Annotated in this window: 11 protein-coding genes and 1 CRISPR repeat array (1 of these 12 cut by a window edge); of the genes, 10 read left to right on the top strand and 1 reads right to left on the bottom strand. The window is 55.1% G+C overall.

Annotated features, from left to right (window positions below):
• Positions 1–189 precede the first annotated feature (189 nt).
• Positions 190–567, bottom strand: coding sequence for an RDD family protein (locus GKC41_RS02720; protein ID WP_324612011.1), 378 nt, complete (start codon positions 565–567; stop codon positions 190–192).
• Positions 568–1259: 692 nt separating this feature from the next.
• Between GKC41_RS02720 and GKC41_RS02715 the strand changes: the two genes are divergently transcribed.
• The 10 genes from GKC41_RS02715 (at position 1260) to GKC41_RS08765 (ending at position 11984) form a co-directional block, all read left to right on the top strand.
• The gene (locus GKC41_RS02715; protein WP_154312829.1) at positions 1260–1730 is read left to right on the top strand and encodes a holo-ACP synthase; all 471 of its coding nucleotides are present in this window, start codon (positions 1260–1262) and stop codon (positions 1728–1730) included.
• 417 nt (positions 1731–2147) lie between these two features.
• On the top strand, positions 2148–5315 hold the full coding sequence (locus GKC41_RS02710; protein ID WP_195760125.1) for a CRISPR-associated endonuclease Cas3'': 3168 nt from the start codon (positions 2148–2150) through the stop codon (positions 5313–5315).
• A gap of 72 nt (positions 5316–5387) precedes the next feature.
• On the top strand, positions 5388–7145 hold the full coding sequence (gene casA / locus GKC41_RS02705) for a type I-E CRISPR-associated protein Cse1/CasA (RefSeq protein ID WP_154312828.1): 1758 nt from the start codon (positions 5388–5390) through the stop codon (positions 7143–7145).
• The gene (gene casB, locus GKC41_RS02700; protein WP_154312827.1) at positions 7142–7897 is read left to right on the top strand and encodes a type I-E CRISPR-associated protein Cse2/CasB; all 756 of its coding nucleotides are present in this window, start codon (positions 7142–7144) and stop codon (positions 7895–7897) included. The genes casA and casB overlap by 4 nt, the downstream gene beginning before the upstream one ends.
• A gap of 96 nt (positions 7898–7993) precedes the next feature.
• Entirely contained in the window at positions 7994–9124 is a 1131-nt protein-coding gene (gene cas7e, locus GKC41_RS02695; RefSeq protein ID WP_229281569.1) for a type I-E CRISPR-associated protein Cas7/Cse4/CasC, read from the top strand.
• Positions 9125–9126: 2 nt separating this feature from the next.
• Positions 9127–9840, top strand: coding sequence for a type I-E CRISPR-associated protein Cas5/CasD (cas5e, locus tag GKC41_RS02690; RefSeq protein ID WP_154312825.1), 714 nt, complete (start codon positions 9127–9129; stop codon positions 9838–9840).
• 9 nt (positions 9841–9849) lie between these two features.
• A complete protein-coding gene (cas6e, locus tag GKC41_RS02685; RefSeq protein ID WP_154312824.1) occupies positions 9850–10539 on the top strand; it encodes a type I-E CRISPR-associated protein Cas6/Cse3/CasE in 690 nt (229 codons plus the stop codon).
• Between the two features lie 17 nt (positions 10540–10556).
• Entirely contained in the window at positions 10557–11525 is a 969-nt protein-coding gene (cas1e, locus tag GKC41_RS02680; RefSeq protein ID WP_154312823.1) for a type I-E CRISPR-associated endonuclease Cas1e, read from the top strand.
• Positions 11525–11716, top strand: a complete 192-nt coding sequence (gene cas2e, locus GKC41_RS08770; protein ID WP_229281568.1) for a type I-E CRISPR-associated endoribonuclease Cas2e — start codon at positions 11525–11527, stop codon at positions 11714–11716. The genes cas1e and cas2e overlap by 1 nt, the downstream gene beginning before the upstream one ends.
• An 88-nt stretch (positions 11717–11804) precedes the next feature.
• Entirely contained in the window at positions 11805–11984 is a 180-nt protein-coding gene (locus GKC41_RS08765) for a hypothetical protein (protein WP_229281567.1), read from the top strand.
• 132 nt (positions 11985–12116) lie between these two features.
• A CRISPR array of direct repeats spans positions 12117–13014; the repeat unit is 28 nt; unit sequence GTGCTCCCCGCATCTGCGGGGATGATCC; it runs 3975 nt beyond the window's last position.

Genomic DNA, 13014 nt, shown 5'->3' with positions numbered 1-13014 from the left:
TGGCTATACGGTCGGCGTTCTCCATTGTCAAGCAGACACATAGTGGCCAGCAGGATACGGATGAAAACTAGCTATAGTTTGCTGCGCCATGCGCACTAATGCCTGCAGCTTGCTTGCTGCTGGAAGCCGTATCTTTTTCGCATGCCTGCACGATGGGTACAGGGCGTCGTCGCGGTATTGCAGGCATGCCTATTGTTTTCTAGTCACTGTTGTTCCCATGATCTTATCGGCGAAGGTCTGCCCTCTGCCATCCCATAAAGGCCAAAGAAAACCAATGAAGAGCGATGCGAAATCAGCAAGATGCGCTATCTCCCGCACGCCCATTCTCAGACCGGATATAGGCAGGTTGGAATTCTGATCGCATACCTGAAGCTTGAGGAGACGGTGCGCCCAGGATTGCCCATTGCGCGTGGACCATGCGGAAATAACGCAGGCAACAGCCACAGAAGCGCAATCGATCCAGGGTTGAGTAGATCCGCCTTGCGAAGATCTTCCAAATGCAATGGTCCCCACCAACTGCGATAGCAACGACGCAGGCAATACTATGCGAAGCAGGTACGACGCCACTCTGCGCCATCATAAAATTGACATTATTACCCTTCTCTCAACACCACTCTCTTGCTTTTATTTTCGGTATGACAAGCGTAGTCCTGCATTGTCTATGATGACATTCTCTCGGCTGCTCGTCGAGAACGAAAGGCTCAAGCAACTCCACTCCGAGCTGGAGAAGGTCGCAGTGCTTCCTGACCAAACAAGCACCCAGGCGTGAACCGCTCTGGCCGAGATTCAAGCATAGGCATAAGAGCATGACCGAGTGAGTTGAACTCCTGATAAATGTCTAGCTGCTCATGATTCTTTTGCTACTGTTTTCAGTATCTCCGTTCGCAGGTACGTGGCAGTCTGAGGACAATGTATGCTCATCGCCGCTTGGATTGGATTCCTGTGGCTTCAGGTCCTGCGAAGAGTCTCTGAGTTGCTGCGCTGAATGTTCCTAAATGATTTGTGTGCGGTTGGCCCAGCCCGCTGACTTCCAAGCAGGCTGCCGACTGCACTCTATGAGATATGGCAGACTCTCACTCTATCTATTCTTATCCATACCTTCCTTTCTTGCTAACCTCTTGTTCCTTGTGGTTTATCCCTTCCTAGGGCCATTTATGCACGATTGCAGTGATTGTTGATTAGGACCATAGGTTGTGTAGTCTTCAAGCTTCTGACCGGATGATTTGCTGCAGGGGCCGATGAGGGGCATACTCGGGCCTATGGAAGATGCCGGGTTTGGACAAGTGCTGGGGTTGGGACATGACCTGGTCGACCTGAAGGAGTTCGGCCGGCAACTGGCCATGCCGGGCACGCGCATGACGGGCTTGTTCTCGCCACGGGAGCGGCGGCAGGCCGGGCAGCGGTCCCTGCTTAAGCGTGACGACATAACGGCGCACTTGGCGGTGCGCTGGGCCGGTAAGGAGTCGGTGCTCAAGGCCTGGTCGCAGGCCCTGGGGTCTGAGCCATCGCCCTATGATCTGGATGATTTCCCCTGGAGCGGGGTGGAGATTCTGGACGACAGCCGAGGTCGGCCGAGCGTCAATCTAGAGTCCTCCGTGGAAGCCAAGCTTTACGATTCCTTGCCTCTAACCGGTGGTCAGGTCGATCGAGTGCAGTTGTGCTGGCACATCGCTCTCAGCCATGATGGACCGATGGCTTCGGCGGTTGTACTTTTGTGCAGGCGTATCTGAAACTAGACAAGGACATGTGACGCATGTGGCGTTAATTCCTAGTTATCACGTTAAGCAGCTAAATAGAAGTCTTCGGCATGTGGAGCGATGCTCTGACCGTATCGGAGTCGAATTCAAGGTTCAAGGCTTCAGATGCGGTCAGCTCTATGTATTACATGCGTCGCTCTAAGCGCTGACTGCGGCTACCGTGTAGACTACATACAGCCTGTTTTTCAGGTGTGTTCCCCGCGTGGGTGGGGATGATCCCTTGTGTCATTAGGATTTTATGTGTTCCCTGAATAGTCAGGGCAAATAAAGTAACTTGTGACATTATGAAATTATAAGTTTAGTATATTCCAAGTCTATGTGCTATGCTTAAAAATTGTTACAACGAAGTTGTCCAATTGGCAGGATCGCTAAGCTGAGAACGGGGGAACAATGAGCGGAGTGATACCAACAGACTTGGGTCTGGACGCTATAGCCATGTCCCTGTGGGGCAAGACTAATCTGCTTAACGAGGATGACTGGCTACAAGTTTTCGCGCATTTGAGCGATTCCGCTGCAGTGGCTAGGAATCTTTGGCGTGACTGGGTGCCCCGGGGCACCCGAGAGATCATCATCCGCGATGTTGGTGATCCGGAATTGGCTCGCAAAGTCTGCATGTTTATCACCGGTGTCCATGATATCGGTAAGGCAACCCCAGTTTTCCAAAGTAAGCCGTTGACGCATGCGCCTGGTATGCAGGATCTCTCCTTGCAGTGGAAGCCCAGACAGGCTGGTCTGCGGTTCCCTGATGTTCCGATTACGGATACCAATTATCCTACCCATCCCATAGCGGGCCAAAGGATTCTGGAGTCGTATCTGACGCAGGTACGGAATTGGAGCAAGTCAGTGGCCGAATCCTATGCCTGTGTCGTTGGAGGGCATCATGGTCAGCCTCCTACGCGTCAGGCTCTATGCAAGTCCGATATGGATGTGCGGATGGGCACTGCTCAGGGTTATGAGGACTGGGCTGAAGTCCAGCGCCAACTGATTGAATTCGTGGCCAAGCAGTGTGAGCTTAGTGATGATGACTTCGCTCGGCTGAGCAGAAGGTGTCTAAACATATATGCCGAATCTGTGCTGGAGGGGCTGGTCATTATGGCCGACTGGATCGCCAGCAACAGCGACGATGCTCTATTTCCCTTGGTGCCGCTCAACCCTAAGAGCTATGACGAACAGACCTGGGACCGGATGAATTCAGTACGTACAAGAGCTGGTCTTAAGGCACGTCAGGAGCGCGGATGGCGTAATCTCGATCTGTCTCCTAAGTGGCAACCGATTCACGAGCAGATCAGCATAGGGGAGCGCTTCGCCTCCAGGTTTGATCTGCCGGCAGGTGCCAATCCCAGACCAGTCCAGGAGCAGGCCGCACATTTGGCGGAAACGACCAAGGATCCAGGCATTATGGTCATCGAAGCGCCCATGGGCGAAGGCAAGACCGAAGCAGCCCTGGCCTGTGCGGAAATCCTGGCGGAACGAACAGGCAGGGGAGGAGTCTGCGTGGCCCTGCCGACAATGGCCACCACCGATGCCATGTTCTCACGGTGCAAGAGCTGGATCGATAGATTGCCTCAGCCTGAGGGACGCTCTGAGAAATCCACCTCGCTCAGACATGGCAAAGCTGCTCTCAACAGGGAATTCATGTCAATGGCGACTTCAGCCGAGGGTTCGGCCACATCATCAGTCTTCGATGAGGATGTCCTCCAAGGCTCTGGTGCACAAAAGGCCGTCTATCCCGAGGCAGTGGTGAATGACTGGCTGAGAGGCAGGAAGAAAGGGGTGCTGGCTAACTTCCTGATCTGCACTATCGATCAGGTGCTCATGGCCGCTCTGCAGATGAAGCACGTCAGTCTGCGGCAGCTGGCTCTAGCCAACAAAGTTGTCATCATCGACGAATGCCACGCTTACGACACCTACATGCGTGAATACCTCAAGAGGACCCTGGAATGGTTGGGAGGATTCCACAACCCAGTCATCCTTCTGTCGGCAACCCTGCCTGCATCGCTGCGACGTGAGCTGGTGGACGCTTATATTAAGGGGTATGCCTCGGTGCTCGGCGGGTCGAGTAACCATGCGGAGCAGTCCCCCCAAGTTGCACCGCGTCGTTTTGCAAGCATGGAGGCATTTGCTGACCGCTACTCCAAGCAACGTAATGATAAGGCTTCTGACTCTTCACAGCCGGGTGACAGGCAGCCCCTTAATGAGGAAAAGGACCCTGACGACCTGTATGCTTATCCGCTGATTACTTACACGTCTGGAACGACCTGCCGGACTAGCTCGGTGCATCCTTCGGGTCGTGCGGTGGACATCGATTGTCGTGTCATCGACGACGATCTTGAGCATCTGTCAGACTTGCTGCACGAGCGTCTGGCTGAAGGTGGCTGCGCCGCTGTGATCTGCGACACCGTAGACCGTGCCCAGCAAACTGCTGCAGCTTTGACCAATGTATTTGGTCCGGACCAGGTCAGACTGACGCATTCACGCTTCATCGACCTGGATCGTATGGATAACGAACGAGAACTCCGAGAACTCCTTGGTCCGGATGCAACCCTAGCCAATGGAGGACGTCCTCACCGGCTGATTGTCGTGGGCACGCAGGTTCTGGAGCAATCCCTGGACATCGACTTCGACCTTATGGTCACCGATATAGCTCCGGTCGATCTGTTGTTACAGCGCATGGGTCGTCTGCATCGCCATCGCAGAGGACAAGGTGAGGGGGACCGTCCAGCTGGTCTGCGGAAAGCCTTCTGCTATCTGCGAGGCATTGCCTCCTGGAACGCGGATGGGCCAGTATTTCCTGACTATATAGACAGCGTCTATCCACCGGCATCCCTGCTTGAAGCTCTTGCTGTGCTTTGTCTGCAAACAGTTAGCGCCCACCGCTTGCTGCATCTTCCTGGTGACATCTCTCCGCTGGTCCGCACGGCTTATGACTCTGATGCAATTGCACAGTTGATACCCAAAGCCTGGCAAAAACGGTATCGGCTGGATGTACGCAAGCGTGCCCAAAAGGATGCAAAAGAGATCGATAAGGCCCAAGTCTATTTGATGAAAGATTCGGCCCGTCTGCTGCACCAGTCTCACACCTTGGTGGACCTGTTTACAGGCACTGTGGACGCCAGGTCTGAAGCCAAAGCCAGACAGGCTGTCAGAGACACTCATGATTCGGTGGAGGTGGTGCTTCTGCGCCGGTGCGGTGATGAGTATGCACTTCTGCCATGGATCGGAAGCGATACAGTACCTTGCGGGGCTCCTGTGCCCACAAAAACCGAACCTGAAAACCGGCTGGCGCAAGTGGTGTTGCGTTGCTCGGTAAATCTGCCGGATCGCATCTGTCACGACATTGATGCGCTGATCAATGAACTAGAGCTCCGAGCCAGTGACTGTGTTGATGCATGGCATCAATCTCCTTGGCTGGATGGCTGTTTACCTTTGGTCTTGGAAGAGGAAAAATCTGATTCGGGTCGCCGGAGATTTGTCACCACTGTACATGGTTACCTTATCGGATACACCCGTAAGGATGGGCTTACTTGTGTGAAAGCCGATGAGGACGAAAAGAGCTGAACTTTGCAGTGCCTCGCTAGTGTAGGCATTTTCCACTTATGAATAATCGAATAAGCAGAAAGGACAATCATAATGAATGATGTTGGAGCGACCGGCGGAGGTCGGCCGTCGTTCAATCTCTTGGAGCAACCCTGGATCAGGGTTACATACTTGAAAGGACGCGTCGGCCTGGTCTCCCTGCGTGACCTTTTGGTCGAGGCCCATCGAATCCGTGAGATTTCAAGTGACATGCCTCAGCAGACCTTGCCTCTCCTGAGAACCGTCGAAGCCGTGCTCTACCAGGCATATGCCCAGCGGTATCAACCCATGATCGGGGATGATGATCCGACGGCTTTGCTGCAGCTGTGGTGGACGCTTTGGCAGACTGGGCAGTTCGACCCTCAAGTAATTGACGATTACCTTGAGCGCTATCATGACCGGTTTGATTTGTTCAACCCGGAGCATCCTTTTTACCAGACGCCAGGATTGACCTACTCGTCCGAGGATAAAGAATATGACAGCATTGGCGAACTTCAGGCTGACGTGCCTAAGCCCAAGAAGTTTCTCTTTTCCATGCGTGCCAAGAACGACCTGGACTCGCTTACCTTGCCTGAGGCCGCCCGATGGCTGGTCTTTCTCCAGGCCTATGACCCTGCAGGCATCAAATCGCCGGTAGATGGGGAGACCCATATTCTGCGCAACAGGGTTTATCCACCCAAATCCAAGGTGGGAACCGGCTGGCTGGGCGCCTTGGGCAATGTTTATTTGGAACAGGACAACTTGTTCGCCACTCTGATGCTCAACTGGTGCTTGATCAATCCCCGAGGCCGTGGGGATGATGATATCTGGTTCGGCAAGCCTGGTGATTTGGCGCCCTGGGAACGTAAGCCGGCCGGGCCTGACATGAATCCTGACTATCAACCCACAGGCATTGTGGACATGCTCACTCTGCAATCACGCAGGGTGAGGTTGGTGCCCGATGATTCAGGTTCCCGTGTAGTCGGCATCATCGTCTGCTATGGCGATGTCATCAGCGCTGACAACATGGACGCTTATGAGCCTATGACGGCCTGGCGTTACGGCAGCGAGAACCTGCGGAAGAAACTGGGCCTGCCGACGGCTCCTCGCATGCCAGTCACATTCACTTCCGACAAGGCCATTTGGCGGCAGCTGCAACCTTTGATCAGCGCGGGAAGCAACGGTGCGGGTCAGACTGATGACACACGGCCTGGCGTTATTCGATGGGTTGAGACTCTATTGAATTGGAATCAGGATGATGCCGGGTCCGGAAAAGTGATGCAGATGGCTCGCATTCATACCCAGAGCATGATCTATGGTCCGCAGAACAGCTTCTTCTCGGATGCCATTGATGATTCGCTCGATGCAAACCTTCAACTGCTTCATTTGGATGCTGCCGCCGTGGATGTGGTGGTTCAGGTTGTTGAGCGTACTGAGGATTCCGTCAAGGCACTGGACTCCATGGTTGCCCAATTGAACCAATCTGCAGGCGACAAAGCGCAGAAGGACCGCTTCTATGCCGCAATAGCTCGCGTCAAGGAGCGTGCATATGCTTCCCTGGATCAGCTGTTCAGACAGAGGATTGCGGAGTTCGGTCCTTCAGAGGACATCGAACGTTACCGTAATGACTGGTTCCAGGCCATCCATCGGGATCTGATTGCAGTAGCTGGTGAGTACCGTAATCAGTCTCCGGCGCCGTCTTTCCTGCCCAAGGCCAATGGTGCCCGATCTTCTGAGCAGATCTTCGATAGATTCCTAAGCCAATTGAATAAATATCTAGGTCCACTTCCCTCGCGTGAGGGCGAGACCGCAAACGAAAAGGAGGTTCAATGATGACTGCAGCCACCATGACGAACAATCATGTCTTGTCAGTCGACGACCGCAAACAGGCTGTCGGGCGGTATGCCAACTACCGGATCGGAAAATTGCAGTACGCCTACACGGTTCAGGCCAGCAGCGTGGCCAGGGCTCATTTGGCTCTGCTGCGCCGAGGAATTGACGATGGCAGGGTGCGGTGGATGAATGTGGGGTTTGATCTATATGAGGATTGGCCACAGGATACCTTGGGAAACCCAGCCCTCGACAACGACCCCAACATAGTCACTGAAACGCGGGCTATTGCCACCGCCTTGCAGATGTATGCGCTTCATCAGCAGTCGAAATCTCAGGGTATGGCCTGGATGTCTGATCGTAAGGGCACAGGGAATGGCGCCGAGGCTAAGCAGCGGGCGCAATCCGAGCACTTCCGCTACAGTTTCGGCCGCGCATGCCGCATGATTGACGCTGACCAGGACGGTTCCAAGGCCACCCCGGTTCTTCGACGGCTACAAATCATGGAGGATGCTCCTGATTTCGACGGCATCCGGCATCAGCTTTATTCGCTGATAAGGATGATGAGGAATCAGGATGTGAAGCTGGACTATCAGGCTTTCGCCCAGGATCTTTATCTGCTGCAGCTGTCCGGTCGGAGGGCCTCTGTCTTTCACCGTTGGGCTCGGCAGTATTACGCCGTACACAAGACCGCGGAGACGAAAGAGGGTGAGAAGGCCAAGAGAACAGCTGAGGTCCAGCAGCACGGTCAATGATGACAGGTCGTCTCGAATGATTCGCCATCTAGCAGATACATATGTACAAGATCACCGGTCTTTTTATAAAGAATATTAAGGAGAAAAGCCATGTTTATGGATATCTATGCAGTTCAGAACGTCCCGCCGAGCAACATCAATCGTGACGAGACAGGCAATCCCAAGACCGCCCAGTATGGCGGTGTCTTGCGCTCACGAGTCTCCAGCCAGGCCTGGAAACGGGCCATGCGCGAGACCTTCAAGTCTTTGCTGGACAAGAAACAGTTGGGGGTGCGGACGAAGAATGCAGTCGAGCTGATCGCGAAAGCCATGGTTAACCAACGGCCTGAATCGGCGGACCGGGCTGAAAACTACGCTTCTATGGTCTTGCAGGCCACTGGCGTTAAGGTCGTCGCTTCCACTCGTGCAGGAGCAGCCAGTGGCAAGCCGGTCACTCAATATCTGATCTTCATCGGCAACACCGAAATCGGCAAGCTGGCTACTATCGCACTGGAGTGGATGGATCAGGGAAAGGACCTGGCCAAGGCTCCGGATTCGGCTATGAAGAAGGAAGTATCGGCGGTCTTCCACGGTGAGCAGGCGGTCGACATCGCCCTGTTCGGCCGTATGCTGGCTGATGCTCCTGACCTGAATACGGATGCCAGCGCTCAGGTGGCTCACGCCATCTCCGTGGATGCCATCAAGCCTGAGTACGACTATTTCACCGCCGCTGATGACTGCACGGAAGCGGACAACGCCGGTGCGGCTATGATAGACTCCGTCGGTTTCAACTCATCCACACTGTATCGCTACGCGACCGTGAACCTGGATGCCTTGCAGGAGCAGATCGGCAATGCGGAGGCCACTGCGAGAGTGGCTTCGGTCTTCGTAGAGGCTTTCATCCGGTCCATGCCGACCGGCAAGCAGAATTCCTATGCCAACAGGACTCTGCCCGAGACCTGCATTGTGGCCTTCCGTGATAGCCAGCCTATTAATGCTGTGGAAGCCTTTGAACGTCCGGTTGTGGCCGAGCGTGACCGGCCTATCTCGCAAGTCGCTGGCCGCAGGCTGGTTGAGGAGTTGCGCAGGATTCAGGATGTCTATGATGAGCAGCCTGTGCACGCTTGGGCGATCAGCACGGATTTGTCAGCGCAGGACTTGGCTCCGGTGGCTGAGTCTGTCGGTCTCAAGGATCTGACCAGCCAGGTGGATGCTGAGACTATGCGTGTGCTGGGTCAGCAGGAGTAGCTATGAGCATATTGCTGTTGCGATTGTCGGGTCCTTTGCAGTCCTGGGGGAGTTCCTCGCGTTTTACGATTCGAACCACACAACGGGAGCCCACCAAGAGCGCGGTGATTGGTCTACTTGCTTCGGCGCAAGGGCGTCAACGCGGTGACGACATTGAGGACCTGCTACATCTCAGCTTCGGTGTCCGCATCGATCAACCGGGCATCTTGGTCAATGACATGCAAACAGAGCATGGTGTCAACGTCAAAGCCATGCCATTAACCACACGGTACTACTTATCCGATGCGAAATTCCTGGTGGCTTTAGGCGCTGATTCTGCACTTCTGGAAGGTCTGGACCAGGCTCTGCGTCATCCTCGGTGGCCATTATATTTGGGTCGCCGGGCTTGCCCGCCGGATTACCCGGTCTCGCTTGGGTTGGTCCAGGAGGACCGTGTGGACCAGGCGCTGCGCACCCATCCCTGGATGGCTGCTTCTTGGTACAAGAGGCGCCATCAGGGCTGCCGACTGGAGGTGGTCTGTGATGCGGTCTGTGTCAAGGACGAAGACAACGGGGTTGTCTCTTCACAGGCAGATGCTCCGCTGAGTTTCGGTGCAGCTCGCAGATATGCGGTCAGAACGGTTTGCCGATACAGAATCCCCAATCCGGATGGTCCTGGCCCAGACGAGCAGCGGACTAAAGCCGTTCCGGATCATGATCCAATGTCGTTTTTCTAGGAGGCAGGCATGTATATATCCAGAATGCCGTTGAACACTGCGCGGTATGCGGCCAAGCAACTGATCGCCTCGCCTTACCGTCTTCATGCCGCCGTGGAGAAGTCCTTCCCGCCGGGTGCTGTACGCAGTGGCGATGGCGGACGTATCTTGTGGAGATTGGATTTCTCCCGTGAAGGAGACTCGACCTGGTTGTATGTGGTGAGTCCTGAGCGTCCTGACTTCACCCATATTGTTGAGCAGGCTGGTTGGCCGACCCATGCTGAGTGGGAGGTGAAGGACTACGAGCCCTTGATCACGCATATAGCCAAGGGACAGGAGTGGGCCTTCAGGCTCCGGGCCAATCCTGCCAGACAGGTCTATATGGACAAGGGGCGACGGTCCAATCATGCAGTAGTCGGCAAGGTGATGGGTCATGTCACTGCGGATTATCAGCTGTCTTGGCTGGAGAAGCACAGTGAACGCAACGGGTTTGCCCTCCTAGGCAGTTCGGATGAGGGTCATGGGCCGTCCTGCCTTGTTTCCCAGCGCCGCAAGGAGAAGTTCGACCACGGGGGCGGCAAGGTCACCTTGGTTACAGCCCAGTTCGATGGACAGCTTCGTGTAACTGATGCTCAAGCTTTTCAGCGTTGCCTGCGGCAGGGCATCGGCAGGGCCAAGAGTTTCGGCTGTGGGTTGCTGACGGTGGCTCCGATCCGATGACTGGGGATCATCAGTCTATGGGGGCTGCCGGGAGAACCGAGATTCCCGGCAGTCCCCCTCCTGAATTGGGTGATCTGGTGCGGGCCGAGGATAGGCTCTCGTTCGCTTATTTCGAGCACTGTGTTATCACTCGCGAGGACAATGCCATCGCGATTACCAGGGATACCGGGACTATACGGCTGCCTGCCGCCAATCTAGGTGTGCTCATGCTGGGTCCCGGCACTACCGTCAGTCATCAGGCCATGGTGGTTATCGGCGACAACGGTGCCAGCGTGGTATGGGTGGGGGAGCGCGGTGTGAGGATGTACGCGTTCGGCCGTCCTCTGACGCATTCGGCTGCCCTTCTACAAAGGCAGGCGGCTTTGGTCTCCAACACCCGTAAGCGTTTGGCTGTGGCGAGGGCCATGTATCAGATGCGCTTCCTTAACGAAGATGTCAGCTCTTGTACCATGCAGCAGCTGCGTGGACGTGAAGGCGCCCGAGTTCGACAGGTCTACCGTCACTGGTCGGAACTGACTGGCGTAGCTTGGGATAAGCGAACCTATGATCACGAGGATTTCGATGCCGGCAACGAGATCAATAAGGCCCTGTCGGCTGCTCATACCTGCTTGTACGGAATCGCTCACTCGGTGATCGTGGCGCTTGGGTGTTCACCGGGCTTGGGATTCGTCCATGTCGGCCATGAGCGCTCCTTTGTCTATGATGTGGCTGATCTGTACAAGGCCGAGATATCGATTCCTGTAGCCTTTAAAACCGCTGCAAAGCAGCCCGACGACATCGGCTCGGCCACCCGGCACGCCATGCGTGATGCTGTCTATGACCTCTCGCTCATGCGACGGATGGCTCGCGATATTCCACGACTGCTTGGAGCACCTGTTTCTTCCTCTTCTGATGAAGAGGGCGGGACCCTGGAGCTCTGGGATGAGAAGGTCGGCGGCGTCCCGGCTGGGAGATCCTATGCAGATGAAGAGGAGGGGATGAGCTGATGGTGGTCGTTGTTTTGACGGCATGCCCACTGGGCCTGCGCGGGGATTTGACCCGATGGCTCCTAGAGATAGCCTCTGGAGTTTTCGTTGGCCAAGTCACCGCTAGGGTCCGGGACCGGCTTTGGGAACGTATCACAGGGCAGATCCGAACCGGAAAGGCCATCATGGTCTATTCTGCCCGCAATGAGTAGCATCTGAGTTTCAAGGTGCATCGCTCAGATTGGAACCCAGTCGACTGTGAAGGATTGACTCTTATGGAGAGGCCTGCTGAAGGCGGCGATGGCAGATCTGCGGGTGGTGGAAACCGATACCGTCGAACTGGTTGGAGCAATGCAAGCAAGTACAGACGAGCGGCAAAGTTCCGGCGCTCGCGATCCAGCTGAGTCCAAGCGGGGCTGCACTTTTCAGATGAGTTTTGCCGATGAGTGCCAGGTACTGATTACTGGGCCAGTGCATTGATAAGGATCTCAGTGTAGATGGTCTGAATTGTAATAACTGAGACAGGGAATAGAAGAGGGGTTCGAAATGCAAACTCATTAAAAATCGGAGATCTTGTCTATTGTATTGTTGGGATTGCAAGGATTTCTAAGTGTGCTCCCCGCATCTGCGGGGATGATCCTCACTGCCGCTGATTGAGGGTGCCGCTGGTGTCGTGCTCCCCGCATCTGCGGGGATGATCCCTTAACACTTATAACAATACTACTGCCAAGTATGTGCTCCCCGCATCTGCGGGGATGATCCGTTGCCGATGCTGTTACAACAGCAGCAGCTAATGTGCTCCCCGCATCTGCGGGGATGATCCTCCAGGTGGCGGTGTTGCCAGTGTCGCCGGTGGGTGCTCCCCGCATCTGCGGGGATGATCCTTCCGTTGACGACGCTCCAGAAGCCGCTCGCCTGTGCTCCCCGCATCTGCGGGGATGATCCCAATTTTGACATGGACGATCCAACAAGGTATACGTGCTCCCCGCATCTGCGGGGATGATCCTCAATCAAACGTAAGGGAAGAAAATGAGTGAATGTGCTCCCCGCATCTGCGGGGATGATCCCTTAACCAATATCTGATCCAAACTAAGCAACTTGTGCTCCCCGCATCTGCGGGGATGATCCCTCTGCCGCAATTGTCACATTTACTCTCAGCCAGTGCTCCCCGCATCTGCGGGGATGATCCTTTTTCCTACTCACTGCTAGGGGCCGTGTGATAGTGCTCCCCGCATCTGCGGGGATGATCCTCAGTCATTGCGAAAGACCATGCAAGACATGCTGTGCTCCCCGCATCTGCGGGGATGATCCTTATTTTCAACTTGTGAGGCAAGTGTTGGGGCGGCGCTCCCCGCATCTGCGGGGATGATCCCCCATTGATGATCTGGCTACCAGTATCGTAGAGGTGCTCCCCGCATCTGCGGGGATGATCCTCATGGGTAAAGTCTGGGTAGCCAAGAGGAAAGGTGCTCCCCGCATCTGCGGGGATGATCCTAGATGTTAGGTCGGA

This window comes from Bifidobacterium asteroides (genome assembly GCF_009683175.1).
Classification (GTDB): Bacteria; Actinomycetota; Actinomycetes; order Actinomycetales; family Bifidobacteriaceae; genus Bombiscardovia; species Bombiscardovia asteroides_H.
This window is presented reverse-complemented; position numbering and strand designations above follow the sequence as displayed.